22 protein-coding genes are annotated in these 20767 nt (G+C 37.8%); 5 read left to right on the forward strand and 17 right to left on the reverse strand.

The window, feature by feature from the left end:
• Positions 1-178: 178 nt before the first annotated feature.
• The 4 genes from thrS (at position 179) to rplT (ending at position 3531) form a co-directional block, all read left to right on the forward strand.
• Positions 179-2125, forward strand: coding sequence for a threonine--tRNA ligase (gene thrS, locus ACZ1AQ_RS12675; protein WP_489633260.1), 1947 nt, complete (start codon positions 179-181; stop codon positions 2123-2125).
• 16 nt (positions 2126-2141) lie between these two features.
• Positions 2142-2699, forward strand: a complete 558-nt coding sequence (infC, locus tag ACZ1AQ_RS12680) for a translation initiation factor IF-3 (protein ID WP_489633379.1) — start codon at positions 2142-2144, stop codon at positions 2697-2699.
• Between the two features lie 148 nt (positions 2700-2847).
• A complete protein-coding gene (gene rpmI, locus ACZ1AQ_RS12685) occupies positions 2848-3045 on the forward strand; it encodes a 50S ribosomal protein L35 (protein ID WP_024982756.1) in 198 nt (65 codons plus the stop codon).
• Between the two features lie 141 nt (positions 3046-3186).
• Positions 3187-3531: a 50S ribosomal protein L20 gene (gene rplT, locus ACZ1AQ_RS12690; RefSeq protein WP_342693462.1), complete on the forward strand. Its 345-nt coding sequence runs from the start codon at positions 3187-3189 to the stop codon at positions 3529-3531.
• 1157 nt (positions 3532-4688) lie between these two features.
• Here rplT and aspA read toward each other — a convergent pair.
• From aspA to ACZ1AQ_RS12705, 3 genes are all read right to left on the reverse strand, one after another.
• Entirely contained in the window at positions 4689-6098 is a 1410-nt protein-coding gene (gene aspA, locus ACZ1AQ_RS12695) for an aspartate ammonia-lyase (RefSeq protein WP_489633261.1), read from the reverse strand.
• Positions 6099-6250: 152 nt separating this feature from the next.
• Positions 6251-7015: a DUF2490 domain-containing protein gene (locus ACZ1AQ_RS12700; protein ID WP_489633262.1), complete on the reverse strand. Its 765-nt coding sequence runs from the start codon at positions 7013-7015 to the stop codon at positions 6251-6253.
• 334 nt (positions 7016-7349) lie between these two features.
• Positions 7350-7526, reverse strand: a complete 177-nt coding sequence (locus ACZ1AQ_RS12705) for a histone H1 (RefSeq protein ID WP_489633263.1) — start codon at positions 7524-7526, stop codon at positions 7350-7352.
• 358 nt (positions 7527-7884) lie between these two features.
• Between ACZ1AQ_RS12705 and ACZ1AQ_RS12710 the strand changes: the two genes are divergently transcribed.
• Positions 7885-8688, forward strand: coding sequence for an endonuclease/exonuclease/phosphatase family protein (locus ACZ1AQ_RS12710; RefSeq protein ID WP_489633264.1), 804 nt, complete (start codon positions 7885-7887; stop codon positions 8686-8688).
• A gap of 163 nt (positions 8689-8851) precedes the next feature.
• Here ACZ1AQ_RS12710 and moaA read toward each other — a convergent pair whose 3' ends face one another.
• The 14 genes from moaA to ACZ1AQ_RS12780 form a co-directional block, all read right to left on the reverse strand.
• Positions 8852-9859, reverse strand: coding sequence for a GTP 3',8-cyclase MoaA (moaA, locus tag ACZ1AQ_RS12715; RefSeq protein ID WP_489633265.1), 1008 nt, complete (start codon positions 9857-9859; stop codon positions 8852-8854).
• A complete protein-coding gene (gene moaCB / locus ACZ1AQ_RS12720; protein WP_489633266.1) occupies positions 9849-10763 on the reverse strand; it encodes a bifunctional molybdenum cofactor biosynthesis protein MoaC/MoaB in 915 nt (304 codons plus the stop codon). The genes moaA and moaCB overlap by 11 nt, the downstream gene beginning before the upstream one ends.
• An 85-nt stretch (positions 10764-10848) precedes the next feature.
• A complete protein-coding gene (locus ACZ1AQ_RS12725; protein WP_489633267.1) occupies positions 10849-11373 on the reverse strand; it encodes a molybdenum cofactor biosynthesis protein MoaE in 525 nt (174 codons plus the stop codon).
• 214 nt (positions 11374-11587) lie between these two features.
• Positions 11588-12664 (reverse strand): ThiF family adenylyltransferase, encoded by a 1077-nt coding sequence (locus ACZ1AQ_RS12730; RefSeq protein WP_489633268.1) that lies wholly within the window; start codon positions 12662-12664, stop codon positions 11588-11590.
• A gap of 409 nt (positions 12665-13073) precedes the next feature.
• A complete protein-coding gene (locus ACZ1AQ_RS12735) occupies positions 13074-13316 on the reverse strand; it encodes a MoaD/ThiS family protein (RefSeq protein ID WP_489633269.1) in 243 nt (80 codons plus the stop codon).
• Positions 13313-13882, reverse strand: coding sequence for a molybdenum cofactor guanylyltransferase (gene mobA, locus ACZ1AQ_RS12740; RefSeq protein WP_489633270.1), 570 nt, complete (start codon positions 13880-13882; stop codon positions 13313-13315). Before mobA ends, ACZ1AQ_RS12735 begins: the two co-directional genes overlap by 4 nt.
• Positions 13883-13895: 13 nt before the next feature.
• The gene (locus ACZ1AQ_RS12745) at positions 13896-14645 is read right to left on the reverse strand and encodes a sulfite exporter TauE/SafE family protein (RefSeq protein ID WP_489633271.1); all 750 of its coding nucleotides are present in this window, start codon (positions 14643-14645) and stop codon (positions 13896-13898) included.
• Positions 14642-14971, reverse strand: coding sequence for a winged helix-turn-helix domain-containing protein (locus tag ACZ1AQ_RS12750; RefSeq protein ID WP_489633272.1), 330 nt, complete (start codon positions 14969-14971; stop codon positions 14642-14644). The genes ACZ1AQ_RS12745 and ACZ1AQ_RS12750 overlap by 4 nt, the downstream gene beginning before the upstream one ends.
• Before the next feature lie 223 nt (positions 14972-15194).
• Entirely contained in the window at positions 15195-15500 is a 306-nt protein-coding gene (locus tag ACZ1AQ_RS12755) for a hypothetical protein (protein ID WP_159686461.1), read from the reverse strand.
• Positions 15501-15601: 101 nt separating this feature from the next.
• Positions 15602-16777 carry a molybdopterin molybdotransferase MoeA gene (locus tag ACZ1AQ_RS12760; RefSeq protein ID WP_489633273.1) on the reverse strand — a complete coding sequence of 392 codons (1176 nt, stop codon included), beginning with the start codon at positions 16775-16777 and terminating at the stop codon, positions 15602-15604.
• A gap of 76 nt (positions 16778-16853) precedes the next feature.
• Positions 16854-17102 carry a DUF6755 family protein gene (locus ACZ1AQ_RS12765; protein WP_159686467.1) on the reverse strand — a complete coding sequence of 83 codons (249 nt, stop codon included), beginning with the start codon at positions 17100-17102 and terminating at the stop codon, positions 16854-16856.
• A 57-nt stretch (positions 17103-17159) separates the two neighbouring features.
• Entirely contained in the window at positions 17160-17675 is a 516-nt protein-coding gene (locus tag ACZ1AQ_RS12770; protein WP_489633274.1) for a Rieske (2Fe-2S) protein, read from the reverse strand.
• A 111-nt stretch (positions 17676-17786) separates the two neighbouring features.
• On the reverse strand, positions 17787-18356 hold the full coding sequence (locus ACZ1AQ_RS12775) for a 4Fe-4S dicluster domain-containing protein (protein ID WP_463339871.1): 570 nt from the start codon (positions 18354-18356) through the stop codon (positions 17787-17789).
• Between the two features lie 16 nt (positions 18357-18372).
• Positions 18373-20589, reverse strand: a complete 2217-nt coding sequence (locus tag ACZ1AQ_RS12780; protein WP_489633275.1) for a molybdopterin oxidoreductase family protein — start codon at positions 20587-20589, stop codon at positions 18373-18375.
• Positions 20590-20767: the final 178 nt, after the last annotated feature.

A 20767-nucleotide genomic window follows, 5' to 3' on the forward strand; every position in this document is an offset into this window, starting at 1 on the left:
AAAAACGCTCTTTTAGCATTCACTACCCTAGCCCGGATGGGAGTGGCATCCTCTTGGGGCGGGGTTCGACCCAAGAGATACAACGGACAGCCGGAAAAAGCTCCTAAAAAAAAGACGACTATATATTGAAGGTGTTTTAGTAAACGTTTATATTTGCATTCCTAAAATATAAAGAACAATGATTAATATTACTTTACCCGACGGGTCAATTAGAGCGTTTGCACCAGGCATTACTCCAATGGAGGTTGCCAAAAACATTAGTGAGGGATTTGCAAGAAATGTCATTTCGGCATCTTTTGAAGGCACTACTATTGAGACGAGCACCCCATTGACCACTGACGGAAGTCTTGTTTTGTATACATGGAATGATGCCGAGGGAAAAAAAGCTTTCTGGCATTCTACCTCGCATGTTATGGCACAGGTATTAGAGGAAATGTTTCCAGGCATACAATTGACTCTTGGACCAGCCATCGCAAATGGGTTTTATTATGATGTTGACTTTGGCGAACAAAAAATCACAGAAGCTGATTTTAAAGCTATCGAAAATCGTATTTTAGAAATTTCGAGAGAGAAACATGAATTTAAAATGCGTGCTGTTTCTAAAGCCGAAGCATTGGAAGTTTACAAAAACAATGTTTACAAAACTGAATTGATTAGCAATCTAGAAGACGGTACCATAACATTTTGCGATCATTCTACTTTTACCGATTTATGTAGAGGTGGTCACATTCCTAACACAGGCATCATAAAAGCTGTAAAAATTATGAGTGTTGCAGGTGCTTACTGGAGGGGAGACGAGAAGAATAAACAATTGACCCGTGTGTACGGTACGTCTTTCCCAAAACAAAAAGACCTAACTGAATATCTAGAATTACTTGAAGAAGCCAAACGCCGTGACCATAGAAAACTTGGAAAAGAGTTGGAGTTGTTCGCTTTTTCGCAAAAAGTAGGACAAGGTTTGCCATTATGGCTACCAAAAGGTGCCGCCTTAAGAGATCGTTTAGAGCAATTTTTGAAAAAAGCCCAAAAGAAGGCCGGTTACGAGCAAGTAGTGACTCCACACATTGGACAGAAGGATCTATACGTAACTTCGGGGCATTATGCTAAATATGGCGCCGATAGTTTCCAGCCCATCAACACCCCAGCCGAGGGAGAAGAGTTTTTGCTAAAACCTATGAACTGCCCTCATCACTGTGAAATTTATAATGTTCGCCCTTGGTCATACAAAGACTTACCAAAGCGTTATGCTGAATTTGGAACAGTGTACCGTTACGAACAAAGTGGAGAGCTACACGGATTAACTCGCGTTCGTGGATTTACTCAAGACGACGCCCACATCTTTTGTACTCCAGAGCAGTTAGACGAAGAATTCAAAAAAGTAATTGATTTAGTTCTTTACGTGTTTGGTTCTTTAGGATTTGAAAACTTTACCGCTCAAGTTTCGTTACGAGATCAAGAAAACCGAGATAAATACATTGGTAGTGACGAAAACTGGGAGAAAGCAGAAAATGCAATTATCAATGCCGCAAAAGACAAAGGTCTGAACACTGTTGTAGAATATGGTGAAGCCGCTTTTTATGGTCCAAAATTGGATTTTATGGTAAAAGATGCTTTAGGTAGACAATGGCAATTAGGAACAATTCAAGTAGACTATAACTTACCAGAGCGTTTCGAATTGACTTATAAAGGTTCTGACAACGAACTACATAGACCCGTTATGATTCACCGTGCACCATTTGGTTCTATGGAGCGATTTATAGCGATTTTACTAGAACACACAGCAGGAAATTTCCCTCTTTGGTTAATGCCCGAACAGGCTATAATCTTGTGTTTGAGTGAGAAATATGAAAATTATGCTAAAAAAGTTTTAAATCTGCTAGAAAATCACGAAATTCGCGCCCTAATTGACAATAGAAACGAGACTATTGGAAAGAAAATCAGAGATGCCGAGATGCAGAAAACCCCATTTATGTTGATTGTAGGTGAGGAAGAAGAGAAAAACGGTACCGTTTCGATCCGTAGACATGGTCAAGAAGGTAAAGGAAATATAAGCGTAACAATAGATGAATTTGCCGCTATTGTTGAAGAAGAAATTAGCAAAACATTGAAAGTATTTACAGTTTAACTTAAATTATAAAGTCATAGCAATAAGAAGCAACAGAGGTTATCAACCTCGCGTAGAAAAAAAGGATGCCCACAGAATCAATAACAATATTCGTGGTGTACAGGAAGTAAGACTTGTAGGTGAGAACATCGAGCCAGGTGTTTTTAAATTAGCCGAAGCATTACGTCTTGCGGATGAGTTTGAATTGGATTTGGTTGAAATTTCTCCCAATGCAGAACCACCGGTATGTAAGATTATGGATTATAAGAAATTTGTTTACGAGCAAAAGAAGCGTGACAAAATTCTGAAAGCAAAATCTTCACAGGTCGTGGTTAAAGAAATTCGTTTTGGTCCTCAAACTGATGAGCATGATTATGAGTTTAAAAGAAAGAATGCTGAGAAATTCCTAAAAGAAGGTGCTAAATTAAAAGCGTTTGTATTCTTTAAAGGACGTTCGATCATCTACAAAGACCAAGGCCAAATTTTATTGTTGCGTTTGGCGACAGATCTTGAAGAATACGGTAAAGTGGAAGCCATGCCAGTATTGGAAGGTAAGCGAATGATTATGTTCATTACACCGAAGAAGAAAAAGTAGAGCCTCCCCCAGCCCCTCCAAGAGAAGGGAAAAGAAACGCTAACAAGATTCATAGGGTGAGTAATGATATCTTTTCTGGTTCCTCCTTTCGGTTGAGCTTGAAAGTCAAAAATAAGTAAGTAAGAATAAATTAAAAATCTAGGAAAAAATGCCTAAAATGAAAACCAAATCTAGCGCCAAAAAACGTTTCAAAGTTACTGGTTCTGGAAAGATTAAAAGAAAGCATGCTTTTAAAAGTCATATCTTGACTAAAAAATCTAAGAAACGTAAATTAGCCTTGACACACTCAGCGCTAGTTCACACTACAGATATGAAAAGTATCAAACAACAATTAAGAATCATCTAATAAAAAGTATCAAGTCTTGAGTATTTAAGACTATTACTTTAAAGAATTCTTTAGGTTAAAAAACATTTAATAACCTTGGAGTATGGCCATAAGTTCCTTTGATTGAATTCAGGACGCCTGCTACAAAAAAACAGTAAAATTATGCCAAGATCGGTAAATTCAGTTGCTAAAAGAGCAAGAAGAAAAAAAATAATGAAGCAAGCCAAAGGTTTCTTTGGAAGACGTAAAAACGTTTGGACAGTTGCTAAGAATGCGGTTGAGAAAGCTATGTGCTACGCTTACCGCGATAGAAAAGTAAATAAAAGAAATTTCCGTGCTTTATGGATTCAACGTATCAACGCTGGAGCTAGATTGGAAGGAATGTCTTATTCACAATTCATTGGGAAATTGAAAGCTAACAATATCGAATTGAACCGTAAAGTTCTTGCAGATTTAGCTATGAATCACCCAGAAGCATTCAAAGCTATACTTAATAAAGTAAAATAAACGTTTTATCAACTCAATTTAGATTACTTACTTATATAGAAAAACCCGAACGGATGTTCGGGTTTTTTTTATGTCTTTTTTTTTTAGGGATTGACTTCCCATTGTTGACGACTACCGTTTCAAATCAAAGTGAAGATTTTGGCTAAAGCCGAATACGAAACATATTTTAAAGAATGGGCTAAAGCCCATTCCTATTCAAATTCTGTAAACAAATAGTATAGTTCATTCCCGTTGAAACTTCGCAAACAAATAGTTGGCGAAGTCCTTTATAGGATTAGACAAAGCCTTGCTTGGATGATTAGCAAATTAGGTCACTACTAAATAATTTTTGTCGGAAGTTTGAATACCTACAAGGCCTGAAAAAAGACCTTGCAGGAATAACTAGCAAACTACTTTTAAACAGAAAGCATTATCAGAAACTGAAAACCTACAAGGTCTCGAAAAAGACCTTGCAGGAATAACTAGCAAACTACTGTTATTCAGAAATCATTATCAGAAGTTGAATACCTACAAGGCCTGAAAAAAGACCTTGCAAAAATAACTAGCAAACTACTTTTAAACAGAAAGCATTATCAGAAGTTGAATACCAACAAGGTCTCGAAAAAGACCTTGCAGGAATAACTAGCAAACTACTTTTAAACAGAAAGCATTATCAGAAGTTGAATACCTACAAGGTCTCGAAAAAGACCTTGCAGGAATAACTAACAAACTACTTTTAAACAGAAAGCATTATCAGAAGTTGAATACCTACAAGGTCTGAAAAAAGACCTTGCAGGAATAACTAACAAACTACTTTTAAACAGAAAGCATTATCAGAAGTTGAATACCAACAAGGTCTGGAAAAAGACCTTGCAGGAATAACTAGCAAACTACTGTTATACAGAAAGCATTATCAGAAGTTGAATACCTACAAGGACTAGAAAAAGACCATGCAAGAAAACAACAGCTTAATTACATCTAGAAAAACTTAGTGCTATTTGTCGAATTTAGATTTTGAAATGATTCCAGATTAAAAACCCTCTTTCCTTATAGCCCCGATCGCAGCGGCATCCTCCTGTTTTGTCTCGTTTTTTCGAACGAGGCAAAACAGGAGATATAGCGGAGAGCGGGACGATGCCTACTGATATTACCCTTTTTTACTGCTCCTACTACTACTTTTAGGAATTGATAAATCTAGGATTGATGAGATTGTCTATTGAATAGATTTCGTCCCATTTGGCTTGCGTGATTAATTGGCGCTCTATTACCGCAATTTGATGAACGCTTTTACCGGTTTTTAAGGCTTCGCCGGCAATGCTTGCGCTTTCCTCGTAACCTAAAATTGGATTCAATTGTGTCACGATTCCGATGCTGTTCATCACTAGGTCATAGCAATGTGCTTCGTTGGCCGTGATACCCACAATGCATTTGTCAATTAAGGTATGAAGGGCATTGGACAAATAATCGAGTGAGGTAAACATGGCGAATGCGATTACGGGCTCCATTACATTTAACTGTAATTGACCTGCCTCGGCGGCCATCGTCACGGTTAAATCTTGTCCGATTACGTAGAAGCAAGTTTGATTGACTACTTCGGGGATTACAGGATTTACCTTTCCGGGCATGATTGAAGAACCTGGCTGGCGTGGTGGTAAATTGATTTCGTTGAAACCAGTTCTGGGTCCTGAGCTCAAAAGACGAAGGTCGTTGCAAATCTTGGAGATTTTTACTGCGGTGCGTTTTAGGGTCCCCATGATTTGTACATAAGCACCAGTATCTACGGTAGCTTCGATTAAATCTGGAGAGAGTGTAAGTGGAATTCCGACTTCCTGAGCCAAATATCCCACACATTTTTCTGGATAGCCTTCTGGTGCATTTACTCTAGTTCCTATTGCTGTTGCTCCCATATTGATTTCGAGTACTAGACTTTGAGCTTCTTTTAGGCGTTTGATGTCTTCGCCAATGGTTGTTGCATAAGCATGAAATTCTTGCCCTAAGGTCATTGGTACTGCATCCTGCAACTGCGTACGCCCCATTTTTAAGACTTTACTAAACTCACGACCCTTTGCAGTAAATGCTTTTTCTAGTTCCTCTAAAGTAGTCAAAAAGCTTTCCATTTTAAGATATAACGCAATTCGGAAGGCCGAAGGATAGGCATCGTTTGTGGATTGAGAGCAATTGACATGATTGTTTGGGTGTAAGTACTGATACTCCCCTTTTTTGTGTCCTAAGTATTCTAAGCCAATATTCGCTATTACCTCGTTGGCATTCATGTTTACAGAAGTTCCTGCGCCACCTTGGATTAAATCGCTCACAAACTCTTGGTCGAATTTTCCAGCAATCAATTGGTCACTACCATAACAAATGGCTTCGGCAATTTTGGCATCTAGAACACCACAGTCTTTGTTTGCCAAGGCTGCTGCTTTTTTCACATAACCTAAGGCTTTGATAAACAAAGGCTCTTTTGAGATTGGAATACCTGTAATATTAAAATTTTCTACTGCTCTAAATGTTTGTACTCCGTAATATACTTCGTTTGGGATTTCAAGTTCTCCTAAAAAGTCGTGCTCTTTACGTGTTGCTTTCATAAAACTATTGGTTTTGTTATGTGGTGTTTGGTTGTATTTCTTGAAAATAAATTTTCTTTAAAAATACAAAATAAATAAAATATAAAACATAAATTACGCAAAATAAGTTAAATTTAATTTTTATTGTTTAAAATAAAGATAAAATAAAAAACTTACTCTTCCCCGTCTTGATGGTGTACCGCTTTCTTTTCGGGGGTTTTACCTCCGTTGTAATAGAAGAATAATCGAAGTGTGTGGTTGGCATCGTATTGATATCCAGAATATTTTTGTTGAAAGACATTCATATAACCAAAATCATAACTGAGTTTTGGGGTTATATTTTGTCTGATTCCTATAAAAATTCGGTTTTGGTCTAGGGTATTGTACACTACTTCTTTGCCAAAATGTAGTAATAACTCATCGGCTATGACCAATGATGGGAGTGATTTGTCTTTAAAAACTGGAATGGTAAAGCTTAACAAATAGCGGACTCTATTGGTGAATCGGGTATCGACTGCGACGTCATTCGCCATTTTGTCTTGCCATCTTTGTTCATTTCTTATTCTTTGGAGTACATTGACTTTTCCAATTTTGGACGTATAAATGACCTGTTGATAGACCCTATTCTCGTCGGCAAAGTTATTCCATTCTGGTTTGGCTGGTGCTAACCACAAATGCGCATAACCAAAAGCTAAAGTTAGATTAGGATAGGCAGTATAGGTAATTCCTGTTCGGGCGAAATAAAAATTTTCTTTATCGGCAAAATCGGTTCTGCGGATGTGGACATCATTCATCATTCCCCAGCGGTCATTGAATTTGTAATTGGTATTAAGACTCACCCAAGTTTGGGCTTGATGATTGACTTCTTTGGCTGTTTGGGTTTGAGCGTGGCAGGTATAACTACTCAACACTACAAAAAATAATAGGAATCGGAACATTATGCATAAGTTAAATGAATGGAAAAAACTCAATTCATGGAACAACTGTACCTCTCTTTTTGAATTTTTTCTTCTGCTAAAGTTAGGCATTTTTGAGGCAATACTTAAGGTCTATTTTCTCTTTTTTCTAGGTATTTATTGAATTTGAAGGTTAAACTATGATTGTGCTTTATGTGACTTTAATTTGTATGAAATATTGAACTCTCAATCCAGAAGTATCATAAAAATTTACTGCTAAAAAAAATTATCCCCCCTTTTTTTGAAGCTTTCCGAAACATTTCGAATAAAAAAATGGGGTTGTTACACCCCATTTTTTACATTCCTTTACAAGCAATTATTTCTTAGATTCTTCGATAGAAACTTTTCTGAATTCTTTTAATAGTTTTTCTATTTCTAAGCTTGATTTACGAGCTCTAGCACAAGCTGCTTTTACTCCTTTTTCTACCAATGCTTCTGATTCTGTTTTAAAGTTTTCCATTTCAGCGTTAATTCTTGCTACTAAATCTTTCATGATGCTCTTATTGTTTTAAATTTTAGGTTGCAAAAATATAAGAATCCTTTTATTAATCAAATGAAATTATCTAAAGTACTGTATCATTCGATAAAGCAATGAAATAGCGCAAGCAAAAAATTGAAATCAAAAAAACACAGTACTACTCTCTAAGGTATTTGTTGATAATGTATCGTGTTATGAGTTTTAGCGTTTTGCCTGTAGTGGGATGCAATCCGGGTTGATTGAAGAGCTCAATCTTATCGTCAATTTTAGCATATCCAATCTAAAGCCGAAAATTTAGGTCTTACTCTCTGTGGCTGGGAAGACTGATGTTTCTTTTACAATCTTTATCTTTGGGGCCCAAATTCCCTAATTGATGAACAAGACCTACAGCCTGTTTCTTTTCCTTTTATGTACCTCCTTTTATGCTCAAACGCGGCTTTTGTCTTGGAACATAGCAAACTTTGGTCAATCAAAATCCAATAGTGAGATTCGCTTCATTGCAAATACTGTTAAGGACTACGATATAGTGGCGATTCAAGAAGTAGTGGCAGGTTATGGTGGCGCACAAGTTGTGGCTACATTAGCCGACGAATTAAACCGAAAAGGGAGTAAATGGGATTATGTTATTAGCGATCCCACCAGCAGCAGTGCTTACAAAACGGAGCGCTATGCCTATTTATGGAAAACGAGTCGCGCCCGCCTGAAAGGGAAACCGTGGTTGGAGTCGAAATTCCAACTCGAAATAGACCGCGAACCATACTTAGCCACTTTTGTAATCAACCAAAAAGAAGTTACGCTCGTGAACTTTCATGCCATCACCAAAAGCAAACAACCTGAAAAAGAAATCAAATATTTTAAGTATTTGCCCACTCAATACCCACAATTGAACCTCTTGTTTTTGGGTGATTTCAACTGTCCGCAATCCCACTCTGTTTTTACTCCTTTAAAGAAAATGGGCTATGACTCCGCTCTGAAAGGACAGAAAACCTCCTTGAAAAAAGCTTGTCAGCACAATGCTTGTTTGGCTTCAGAATTCGATAATTTCTTTTATCTCTCTACCAAAACCAAGGTCTATCAAGCAGGGATTCTTCCCTTCTACACTGCTTTTTACAGCTTGAAAGACGCCCGAAAAATTTCGGATCACGTTCCTATTTGGATGACATTTGAATTGAAATAAAGCGGAAGGAAATTCCAAAAATTGGGATGAAATTCCAAAACTAAAATTCTAAATTCCAAGCATCGAAAAAATACCCAAACTGAAATTCCAAATTTCAAATCTGATGTGTTAGGATTAGAAAGTCAGGAGAACTTAATTCTTATGGAATGCATCTCAAAACCTCTTACCCCCCAATCTTAATCATGCTTCTATTCTGTGTGAATAAATCGGGATTTTGAAACTTGGCATCGTTGTCCATACCGCCACGCATCGCGTGTTTGGATTGGATGTTTTCATAAATAAGCGGTTCGATGGGGTTTGCCGCTCTCAGGGTCGGCAACAAAGCCGTTTCTGAATTTGAAAATAAACAGTTTTTTAATTTCCCATCTGCGGTGAGGCGAATGCGGTTGCAAGTATTGCAAAACGGATTCGTAACCGAACTGATGATGGAGAAACTACCTTTAAACCCTTCGATTTTATAATTTTTAGCGGTATCGTTGGGCTGGTCTTGTATTCGGAGCAATTGGGTTTCTGAATAGACCGAATGCACTTGTTCGATAATTTCGGCATAAGAAACGAGTTTTTCTTTATTCCATTGATTGCCATCGAAAGGCATGAACTCAATAAAACGGATTTGAAGCTTTTGTGCTTTGGTCAATGCAATAAAATCTAAAATTTCATTGTCATTAAAACCCTTAATTAGCACTACATTCAATTTGACTTGAAAATCATTTTGCTGCAACAATTCAATGTTATTCCATAACTGATGAAAAGAATCCCTGCGAGTAATGGTTTTGTATTTTTCTTTTTGCAAAGTATCAATACTTACATTCAACGCTTTTATTCCTGCTTTTTTAAACGTGGGAATAAAATCGTGTACCAAAAGTCCGTTAGTCGTCAAAGTAAGCTGGACTCCCAATTGTCCTAATCGTTCGATAATAGAATGCGCTTCTTTACGCACTAAAGGCTCGCCGCCTGTGAGTCGAATTTTGGTCACGCCTAAATCCACAAAGGTTTGCGCAATGGAAACAATTTCGTCTTCGGTCATTAAGTGAGGTCTTGGCGTCAATGCAATTCCTTCGGCAGGCATGCAATAGGTGCATCTCAAATTGCATTTTTCGGTAATCGAAATGCGCAAATAAGAATGCGTACGAAAATGCGTGTCCTGCAACAAAGCGGAATTATTGCCCATGATTAAAGCCATTTAGAAGTTGGAACAAATGCAAGATTGATGGAAAAACCGCATCGATGGATTCGCTGGCTCCTGCGGTAGAACCGGGCAAGGCCATAATTAAAGTATTGCCTTTGAAACCTACCACACTTCTAGATAACATGGCATAAGGCGTTCGCTGTTGTCCGTAGGAACGAATCGCTTCTTCGATGCCAGGAATACGACGATCTAGCAACGGAATCACTGCTTCTGGTGTCACATCTCGATTGGACAAACCTGTGCCACCCGTTAAGATAATCAACTCTTTTTGGTCTTCACAAAGTTGGTGGATTGTAGTTTGAATGTCTTTGATTTCATCTGGAATGATGGCGTATTGAGACACTTTTAAGCCAAGATTCGTTACTTTTTCGGTAATTACTTTGCCTGCACGATCTTCTTTTTTACCAGCCGAAACACTATCCGAACACACAATCACGGCTACGGACAAATCCAATATTTTTTTGCTTCCAAAATCAGATTTACCGCCTTTTTTGTGCAAGAGTTTGATGGTCGAAATTTCGACTTGTTTGTCGATAGGTTTGAGCATATCATACATCGTCAACGCTACAATTGACGCACCGTGCATGGCTTCGACCTCAACACCGGTTCGGTAAATGGCTTTTACGGTTACGTTAATTACTACCGAATCTTCGAGTAATTCGTAGTCAATTCCAGTGTACTCAATCGGAATAGGATGGCAATCCGGAATAGCACTCGACGTATTTTTTACTGCGAACAAACCAGCAGTTCGAGCCACTTCCAAAACATCGCCTTTGGGCACCGTTTTGTTTACAATCGCTTGCATTGTAGCAGGTGTCCCAACTTTGACAATGGCCTGAGCGGTTGCCGTGCGTTGGGTGATTATTTTATGGGTGATATCTACCATTGGATTTAGGATTTTGGAATTAGGATTTAGGATTTAGGATTTGGGATTTAGAGTTTTAGCATTTCAACCCAAATTTTAAGACAACCTATGTGGTTCCCCGCCGTGGCGGGGCTAGGGGGCTATTCTCTTTCCATACATACGTTTCGTCTTCCAAAATTTCTTTTCCGAAAACGGGTGCTTTTTCTTTGATTTCCTCTACCAAATATTCCAAAGCTTCGTAAACCACTTTGCGTCTTGGAGCAGAAACAAAAACAAAAAGGCAAATTTCGCCCACATTCACTCTGCCCAAACTATGGTAAATATGCATACAAGTTAAATCGTATTTTTCGAAAGCTGATTCGCGTATGGTATGAAAGGAAACTTCTGCCATCTCTTCATAAGCCGAATACTCAATGGCGGTTACTTTTTTCCCGTTAATTTCGTCGGCACGAACTTGTCCGAGAAAAATGTTATGGGCTCCAATGCTAGTTTTACTTTGGTGTTTGGCGATTGAATTTCCAATAAACTCGGCGGTAATTTGTCCTTGGATAAAAGAACTTTTGTGCCCCTTATCAGGTTTCACCGAATGAGAGGTAGCAGTATCTGGAACTGAATTTTCTTTTTTACTCATATTTTTTATTTTTTGGTAACAATTGACACATAGTTATATCAACTATTATTTTAATTATGTTGGATTGGTAAAGGTATTTACCACATAGAATCATAGAATTCATAGTTGTTTTAAATAAAAAAAAATAGACGTTTCACTATTCACATAGCTTATCTATGTGAGAAATAGTACTATTCCTATTAGGTCTTTAACTCGTGATACATACACTATGATTCTATGTGGTTATACTTTTATTTTGGTTTTTCAATGAAACTATGCCTTTTTCCAAATGGAAAACGTTAGCAAATCCTGATTTTTCTAGATACTGCATAGCTGCAAGACTACGCTGACCCGTTTGGCAAAACAATACTATTTCCTGATTTTTATCCAAACTCTTACTGTACGCTGCTAGTTGTCCCAAAGGAACCTGAATGATATTTGTTCCTTTATATTCTGGAAGTTCCTCCACTTCCCGAACATCAATTACAACTATTTCAGGTGAATTGCATTTTTCTAAAAAAACTGTTGTATTTAGACCGTTGTGCTTTTTCTTATTATTCAATATCGTATTTCCGTTGATAATACCTTTTTCAATCGCTTTTTGATTTTTGGCGAAAGTCATCATTTGGGTTTGAGCACGAAGGGCATCAAATAGTAACAGTTTACCCGACAAGACCTCCCCAACGCCTAAAATAATTTTCAGTACTTCGGTGGCTTGTAAACTCCCCAACGTCTGAGGAACTACTCCCAGCACTCCCGACATTTCGCAACTCGGAATGGTGATTCCTTCTTCTTTTTCTGGAAACAAACAACGATAGGAAGGTCCGTTTTGATAATTAAACACCGAAACCTGTCCTTGAAATTTATGAATCGAGGCGTAGACCACTGGAATTCTTTTGGCCACCGCCACATCGTTTATCAAGTACCGAACACCAATAGCATCGGTACAATCGACAATGATTTGGTACTTCTCGACCATAGTCGCAGTATTCGAATCGAAATATTCAGGAAAAACTTCAATTTCCACGTCAGGATTGAGTGCTTGTAACACTTGTTGAGCCACCACAACTTTTTGTTTTCCCACATCCGAATGAGTATACAAAGACTGACGATGCAAGTTGGATTCGTCCACCACATCACCATCAACAATTCCGATATGCCCAACACCAGCCATTACTAAGTTCTGCAAAACGGGACAGCCCAAACCACCAGCACCAATCACCAAAACACAAGCGTTTTGTAATTTTTGCTGACCGAGCGCTCCCACTTCTGGGAGAATGATTTGTCGGGAATAGCGGGTGTTGTTGTGCATTTTAAAATATTGTATTTAATTCTGTTTAAACATATAAGACATTGAAGTTTTTTCTTTATAAACTATCTAGTTAACTTTTTTAAACCATATAAGGCATTGAAGGTCATTTAAGTTTTTCTTTGCGAACTTTGCGTAAATCTTTGCGATCCTTGCGGTTAAATATTATAAACATAGGAGTCATCTCAGTATCCTTTTTATTGACTAGGTTTTAAAGAAAAATGAAGCCCATAAAAGTAAACTCAAGTCAATCATAAAAAGATTCAAATACAATTTTATTTACTTTTTTCAACGCTCTTCTATGGACTTTTACTACTCATCTATAAATAACTTTACTATTATAATTAAAAACTTATTTGACTTAAATGTTTCATTTTTTTAAGTGATTATTAATCAAGAAAAAAGTGCTTTATTATCCACCAGCAAAAGGAGGCAAAAAAGCAATTTCATCATCATCGTGTAAAGCAAGGTCATCATTACAAAGCGCTTGATTCAAAGCGATGCTGTAGGCGGCTTTTTGAAAATCGGGAAAACGATGTTCTAGTGCACTTTTCAATCCCAAAAGCGTATTGACATCCGCTGTCAACTCCATTTGTTCTTCGTTGCAATGGGTAATTTCTGCCAGTAAGCCAAAATATTTTAGGGTAACGCTCATCCTTTTAAATTTTTATATTCTTCTGGTGTGTTGATGTTTTGCAATTGCGCACTCCATTGTTCAGGGACATTGATTGTTTGGTGTGTGAGTTCGTCCACAAATTTTCTTACTTTCAGTTGGTTTCCTGCTAAAAATTCAGGCAACAAAATGCGAACGGAACGATCATACACCGCGACCAACGGACTTGGTTTATCATTAACTTGTACTTGCGTCATTTGGTAGGCATCCGAATGCGCATTGACCAACCATTGTAACAATTCGGAAGAAATCATTGGAACATCCACACTCAAAATCAGATTGCGTTTGGTGGTAGTATGTTTTAAAGCCGTATAGATTCCTCCAAGAGGACCTTTGTTCGTCACGATATCCGAAATTCGGGTTACGCCCAAAGCATCGTATCGTTCATCTGAAGAAATTAGTACGATACTATTCCCAACTACAGGAGTTAAAGCAGCGATAATGTTCGCCACAAATGACTGTCCTTTCCATTCCAAAAAACCTTTGTCGGTACCCATTCGTTGGCTTTTTCCTCCTGCTAAAATATAGGCTGTGATAGCATTTTCCATATTTATTTTCTAATTAAGCTGTCGTGTATAATTTAAAAATAGCAATTCCCAAAACCAAAGCTAAAACATATCGCAATTGACTTGTATTCATTTTTTTACTTCCAAAAAAAGCACCCAATACTCCCCCTACAAAGACAATCGCAATTAAAAGTAAAGAAGCTTCTGGCAACGTACCGCCTTTGGTCGCAAACCCTATTAAACCTGAAATAGAATTTACCAAAATAAACAAGGCCGAAACCGCTGCGGTTTGTTTGATAGTGGCCCATCGTAGCAATAACAAAACTGGGCTTAAGATTATTCCTCCTCCTATTCCCAACAAGCCCGACAAAAAACCAATAATGGCTCCAATGGTCAACGCCAACGGAATGGATACGGGTCTTATTTCTGAATTTTCTTTACCAAAGACACCCAGCAATCGAAGCACTGCAAAAACCAAAACAGTCGCCAAAATTATTTTGTAATAAAAAGCGTCTATGGTCAAAAAACCACCTAAAAATGAAAACGGAATCGAAGTAAGGGCAAAGGGATAAAACAACGACCAATTCATTTTTCGTTCTTTATAATAGAAATAAAACGATACTGCCGAAACCAAGATATTCAATACCAAAGCCGTAGGTTTCATAAAAGTCATTGGAAATGAAAAAAGACTCATCAAAGCCAAATAACCACTGGCGCCTCCGTGTCCCACACTTGCATACAAAAAAGCAACGATAGGTAATAAAAGCAGTAGAATAGGCGTGTCAAAAAGTGTGGCAACTGTCATAGATTGTGTTTTTTTAATTGTTCATCTAAATACTCCCAGCAAGAGCTATTGATGCTTTCAAAAGAAGCGATTAACGATTTACCGTAAGGCGTCAACACAGTCCCTCCTCCTTTGCTTCCACCAATTTGAGTAGTAATCAAAGGGCTTGATGCTGCCTTGTTGGATTCATCGACTAACTTCCACGCTTTTTGATAAGACAAATTCATCGCTTTTGCCGCTTTGTTTAGCGAACCCGTTTCATCAATTAGCTTTAGCAAATGTACTCGCCCTTCGCTAATCAAAACTCCCTCTTCGGATTCAATCCAAATTTTACTTTTAATTTTCATTCGGTAAAATTTATTTTGATAACGGTTACTGTTTATCTGTACTTACTTTAGATTTAAAACTATTCGTTATACTTTCACAAATATAACGAATTTGATTTTATAAAAAAGTGATTATCGCATTGAATCTGTTACATATCTAATTAGTGCAACTGAAATTTTTTCTCCAATATCCGCATAAAAAAAGCTGCCCTTTTTGGACAGCTTTTTCATTTAAAACTAGATACTAAGCTCTAAATATCATTCCCTTATGATAATTGTACAGTACTTTATCGTAAGGCACATATAATGAAAGAATCTTTTCAGAATGGCTATCAAAAGTCATTTGATTGTGCTTTCTAAATAAATAAATCTCTTTTAAGCAATTGGACAAACTTTGATGGATAAAGGTTGTAAACATAGGCAATTGTTTATCCCCTACATACAAGTCCAATTGATAATTGGAGCTACTTTTTGATAAATTGTTTCCAACAATTCTTATCGTAAATTTTGTTGGAACACCCTTGTGCGTACCTTGGTATTCTAAAATCATATCGGCTATTTTTTCGGTTATTATTAAACTAACTAATCAATAGTTGCATTATATTTTACATAAAAGTATAAAAATAGTATTATCTTTTTGCAAATAAAATACTAATTCTTTACCCCATATACCGTAACTAATTCATTTTCTTTCAATTCATAATTCCCATCAACTACATATACTAAAGCATTTGCTGTTGAAAAAGTATTTAACATAGAAGAAGCCTGATGCGATAGAATCGCCACTTTACCATTCGTGATTTTTGCTTTCAAAAATTGAGCTCGGCTGTTGTTTACAGAAAGATGATGTTCTAATGGCAAGCTATTCCTTGCTTCATATTGCGTAATCTGTCCAGAAATTCTTTTTAAGGTAGGTAACACATACACATAAAAACAGGTCAAACAAGCGGCTGGATTTCCAGGCAATGCAAAAATCATCTTTTCATTTACTTTTCCGGCAAAAAGAGGCTTCCCCGGCTTTTGATTGACTTTGTGAAATAACTTCTTTACTTCTAACTCTTGCAATGCTTGGGCAACAAAATCATAATCCCCTACTGATATTCCGCCAGAAACCAAAATCACATCGTGCTTTTCAATGGCGGTTTGGAGGGTGTTTTTGGTACTTTCAAAATCATCTTTTACAGCGTAACGCGTAACCTCTTGAAAAAAAGCATCCATTAAAGCCGCTTCAAGCATTACACCATTGCTTTCATACACTTTCCCATACGTTAAAGGTGTACCTGGGGTAAGCAATTCGTTACCCGTTACTACTATTCCAACACTTGGTTTTTTATATACCGGGACAGTCGTTATTCCTAAAGCCGCCAAAAAACCTATGGCTGCGGCATCCAACTCAGTTCCTTTTTCTAGGGCTAGCTCTCCTTTTTTGATTTGTTCGCCTATCGGCCGAATGTTATCCTCTAGTTTTGGCACACTTTGTACTGTCAAAACCGATTGTGTCACAGTAACTTTTTCAATCGGAATCATAGCTTGGGCTGTATCTGGGACAGGAGCCCCTGTGAAAATCTTCACCGCTTGACCGGGTTGCAAAACAAAAGATTCGGCATCGCCCGCTTTGATTTCACCAATAATTTGATAGGTCAGCTTATCGTGTATACCAACCGCATAACCATCCATAGCCGATTGTCGAAAAGGCGGCATGTGGATTGGAGAAAGGATGGACTGTGAAAGTGTCTTTTTTCTAGCTTCGAGCAAAGAGCAATTTTCTTCTTTAGGAGTAGGTAGATTATTTTGTAAAATTGAAAACGCTTCTGAAACGGTAATCATAAAATTAGTTTTTGATGCATTCAAAAGTACAATTCCGAATTGATTTTACGGTGTCAGAATGTAACATAAATTGCATTTATTGTTGTTGTTTATTTCCTGAAGGCAAATAATACAACCATCCAAAACCAATTAAAAAAAGAATCAGTGAAGCAATAAATGCCGGAATCAAAATCTCCCGATTATTTTCTAAAGCATTGTTCAAAGAAGCATACAACAACCAAATTTGTATCGTAACATTCAATATCAATATAAATATCAAGGTGGAGAGAATATTATTCAGTTTATTGGGATTCGCTTGATTTTGACGGGTTCTAAAAGTGCTCATTTATCCGTTTGTTTTAAGTTTATGGTCTATTTGCATTACTGATACTTTTTGCTCAGTTTAAACCGACTGTGCTTCACTGCTGGAAGCTTTTACAAAAATGTCATTCCCCTTTAAAAATACTTCTAGATTTGGCAATGCTCTTGGCGGAGGGCCTGCTAATACCTCTCCTGTTTTGGCATCAAAAGAACCATTATGGCAAGGACAATAAATAATATCCGTACCGGGTTTGTAAAAAACAGAGCAAGACAAATGGGTACACTTTTGTTCATAGGCTTTGAATTCCCCCGATTCTAAATGAATTAAAATATAAGGGATGGTGCTGCCTTCAATCACAAAAGCACGAGTACCTCCTACAGGAATTTCGTCTTTTTTACACACGAAATGTTCGCCTTCTACTTCTTCTTTTGGGAGTATATAGGCTTTGGCCGCAACTAGTCCACTTCCCACCATCAATCCGCCAGAAACCAAGGTGAGGAATTTGGCAAAATCGCGGCGACTCACATTACTCGCTTGTTGCTTGAGAATTGGAAAATCCTTTTTCCAATTTTTATTTAAATTATCTTCTTTTGACATAAGACAGTTATCTGTTTTCGGTTATCAGTTATCGGTTATGGGTTTTCGGTTATAGATTGTCAGTTATGGGTGTTCAATGTGCTGTGAAATTACCTTTGGAGTTGGTAATTTCTAATAAATGATTAATTCCGTACTTCCTTTGGGCATCATAATATTGACTTTGGTATTGACTACTTCTTTTCCAAAAACAAACGTATTGACAGGGGTGCTATTAGGTCGCATTTCTTCAATTTCAGCTCTGGTACCATAAAACAAAGCCCCACTTGGACAAACGGTAGCGCACATCGGTTTTTTGCCAATGCTGGTTCGGTCATAACACATGGTACACTTCATCATCAAATCGTAGGATTCTTCCTTTTTAGGCACGCCAAACGGACAAGCCATCACACAATTGGAACAACCGATACAACGCTCGGTATTCGCAGTATGCACTATTCCAAATTCATCTTTTGAAATGGCATCGGCTGGACACACATTGGCACACACGGGGTCCTCGCAATGCATACAAACCTGCACCGTAGTTTGAATGGTCGAAGCTCTATCTACATAATTGACATGAATCATAGAATCTTGCCCATTGGTTTCGCATTCGGCACAAGCCATCTCACACGCTTTGCAGCCTATACATCGTTGCATGTCTACAAAAAATTCCTCGTTTGTATTGAAACTGGTGTAGTTCATATTTCTTTTTTATAGATTAAACACTAGCATAAGCTGTTGATTCTGTAGATGGCCCCGCTATTTCTTTTAGAGGTTCCAAATGGCAAGCACTCACTTTAAATTCGGGTATTTTAGAAACGGGATCTAAAGTTCCGGGTGTTAACTGATTCGCTGATTTTTTTCCTGACCAATGATAAGGGATAAAAACCGTATCCTCTCTGATGGTTTCAACGATATTCGCTGGAAAAATTCCTTCTCCCCTTCGGGTGGACACTTTTACCAATTCTCTTTGTTGGATACCATATTGCTGAGCTAATTTGGGATGAATTTCTAGTAAGGGTTCTGGAAATTGATCTACTAATTTCCCTATTCTTCGGGTTTGCGTACCACTCAAATACTGCGAAACCACTCGACCTGTTGTCAAAACCACGGGATATTCTGCATCGACTACTTCACCTGGCAATTTATATGGTGCTGGGTTAAAATGGGCTTTCCCATCGGGGGTTTTAAACTTTCTATCTTCCCAAAGGCGTGGGGTTCCGGGGTGATCTTCTGTAGGACATGGCCAAAAAATGCCCATATTATCTTCTATTCTTTTATAGGTAATTCCATTATAATCGGCTGTTCCTCCTTTGGACGCTACTCGCAATTCATTAAAAATGGCTTCACTGTTGTCGTAGGTAAATTTATCTTTGGCCCCCAAACGATCCGCTAACTCTAATAAAATGGAAGTATCCGTTCTGGCATCACCCGGTGGGGTTACCGCTTGACGAATACGGATAACGCGCCCTTCTGCCGAGGTGGTGGTACCTTCCTCCTCTTCTTGTAAAGAACCCGCCAAAATCATATCGGCATGACGAGCTGTTTCATTCAAGAAAAAGTCGATAGCAACATAATATTCTAATTTTTCTAAGGCTTCGCGAACGTAATTGCTATTTGGCAAAGACACCAGAGGATTGAAACAAATCGAAAGTAATCCTTTTATTTCTCCACGATGAATGGCTTCTATAATTTCGTAAGCAGACAATCCTTTTCCGGGTAAATCCTTTTCATTGATACCCCAAACTTCCGAAATATATTTACGGTGTTCTGGATTTTCGATATCTCGATTGCCAGGCAATTGATCACATTTATGCCCGTGTTCTCTACCACCTTGACCATTTCCTTGCCCAGTTATTGTTCCGTAACCACAATAAGGTTTCCCGATTCTACCCGTAGCCAATACGAGATTAATACAACCTACAACATTGTCCACACCTTTGGAATGGTGTTCTATTCCTCGAGCGTGTAATAAAAAACTAGTTTTGGCTTTGCCCCATAATTCGGCCGCAGCTTGTATTTTATTCTTATCGATTCCTGTTACTTCCTCAGCCCATTCTAACGTATAGTCTTTTACTGCATCAATGGTTTCTTGAAATCCAGAAGTGTAATTATCAATAAAATCATGATCCAAAAGATCATGCGCTACTAAATAGTTTAACATGGCTCCATACAAGGCAGAATCCGTTCCCGGACGAACATCCAAATGAATATCGGCAGTTCTAGCGAGAGGAATCATGCGCGGATCTACCACAATAATCTTAGCACCACGATCGCGGGCTTTCCAAATCCAATGGGTTAAGGTCGGAAACGTTTCGCTAATATTGGCTCCCGCCACAATAATGACTTCAGCATATTCTAAATCGGAATAATTATTAGAGGCTCTATCCAAACCAAAAGCTTTCTTATTACCCGCTCCAGCGCTCACCATACACAAACGACCGTTGTAGTCTAAGTTTTTGGTTTTCAAAGCGACTCTAGCAAATTTACCCACCAAATAACTTTTTTCATTGGTCAAGGAAACACCGGAGAGCATCGAAAAAGCATCTTTCCCATATTTTTCTTGAATACGTTGAATTTCAGAAACGGTTTTTTCCATGGCGTCATCCCAACTAGTAGGCATAAATCCCTGTCCTTCTACCCTCTTTAAAGGTGAGAGTAATCGGTCGGGGTGGTTGTTCTGCAAATAGCGTTGTACGCCTTTGGGACACAATCTTCCTTCATTAAACGGAAATTCCATCCAAGGCTCAAACCCCACCACTTTGTTGTCTTTGACCAACAATTCGATACCGCATTGCATGCCACAAAAACAACAATGGGTTTTTACATTTTTATCGGGTTCATCTCTACCTTCATAGCCATCTTTGGGAGCATAATTTAAGTGTGGACCAAACTTGGCAATAATGTTTTCTTCTGATACGGGTAATTTTGCCATTTTATGTTTTTTTTTACCGCTAAGACACAAAGACGCAATTTTTATTTTAATTATGACTTTATAGCTTTGCGATGATGTTAGTTTATGAATAATTTATTTAGAAAAAGACAGCTTTTCAGTTTAACCTTGCTATCTTATTCATTTAATTCTTAAACACAAGGACAATTTAATTATTTGC

It is taken from the genome of Flavobacterium sp. UM26 (assembly GCF_057922445.1).

Coding starts and splice junctions, on each gene's coding strand:
- thrS (WP_489633260.1), top strand. CDS start 179: ATGATTAATATTACTTTACCCGACGGGTCAATTAGAGCGTTTGCACCA.
- rpmI (WP_024982756.1), top strand. CDS start 2,848: ATGCCTAAAATGAAAACCAAATCTAGCGCCAAAAAACGTTTCAAAGTT.
- rplT (WP_342693462.1), top strand. CDS start 3,187: ATGCCAAGATCGGTAAATTCAGTTGCTAAAAGAGCAAGAAGAAAAAAA.
- aspA (WP_489633261.1), bottom strand. CDS start 6,098: ATGAAAGCAACACGTAAAGAGCACGACTTTTTAGGAGAACTTGAAATC.
- ACZ1AQ_RS12700 (WP_489633262.1), bottom strand. CDS start 7,015: ATGTTCCGATTCCTATTATTTTTTGTAGTGTTGAGTAGTTATACCTGC.
- ACZ1AQ_RS12705 (WP_489633263.1), bottom strand. CDS start 7,526: ATGAAAGATTTAGTAGCAAGAATTAACGCTGAAATGGAAAACTTTAAA.
- ACZ1AQ_RS12710 (WP_489633264.1), top strand. CDS start 7,885: ATGAACAAGACCTACAGCCTGTTTCTTTTCCTTTTATGTACCTCCTTT.
- moaA (WP_489633265.1), bottom strand. CDS start 9,859: ATGGGCAATAATTCCGCTTTGTTGCAGGACACGCATTTTCGTACGCAT.
- moaCB (WP_489633266.1), bottom strand. CDS start 10,763: ATGGTAGATATCACCCATAAAATAATCACCCAACGCACGGCAACCGCT.
- ACZ1AQ_RS12725 (WP_489633267.1), bottom strand. CDS start 11,373: ATGAGTAAAAAAGAAAATTCAGTTCCAGATACTGCTACCTCTCATTCG.
- ACZ1AQ_RS12730 (WP_489633268.1), bottom strand. CDS start 12,664: ATGCACAACAACACCCGCTATTCCCGACAAATCATTCTCCCAGAAGTG.
- ACZ1AQ_RS12735 (WP_489633269.1), bottom strand. CDS start 13,316: ATGAGCGTTACCCTAAAATATTTTGGCTTACTGGCAGAAATTACCCAT.
- mobA (WP_489633270.1), bottom strand. CDS start 13,882: ATGGAAAATGCTATCACAGCCTATATTTTAGCAGGAGGAAAAAGCCAA.
- ACZ1AQ_RS12745 (WP_489633271.1), bottom strand. CDS start 14,645: ATGACAGTTGCCACACTTTTTGACACGCCTATTCTACTGCTTTTATTA.
- ACZ1AQ_RS12750 (WP_489633272.1), bottom strand. CDS start 14,971: ATGAAAATTAAAAGTAAAATTTGGATTGAATCCGAAGAGGGAGTTTTG.
- ACZ1AQ_RS12755 (WP_159686461.1), bottom strand. CDS start 15,500: ATGATTTTAGAATACCAAGGTACGCACAAGGGTGTTCCAACAAAATTT.
- ACZ1AQ_RS12760 (WP_489633273.1), bottom strand. CDS start 16,777: ATGATTACCGTTTCAGAAGCGTTTTCAATTTTACAAAATAATCTACCT.
- ACZ1AQ_RS12765 (WP_159686467.1), bottom strand. CDS start 17,102: ATGAGCACTTTTAGAACCCGTCAAAATCAAGCGAATCCCAATAAACTG.
- ACZ1AQ_RS12770 (WP_489633274.1), bottom strand. CDS start 17,675: ATGTCAAAAGAAGATAATTTAAATAAAAATTGGAAAAAGGATTTTCCA.
- ACZ1AQ_RS12775 (WP_463339871.1), bottom strand. CDS start 18,356: ATGAACTACACCAGTTTCAATACAAACGAGGAATTTTTTGTAGACATG.
- ACZ1AQ_RS12780 (WP_489633275.1), bottom strand. CDS start 20,589: ATGGCAAAATTACCCGTATCAGAAGAAAACATTATTGCCAAGTTTGGT.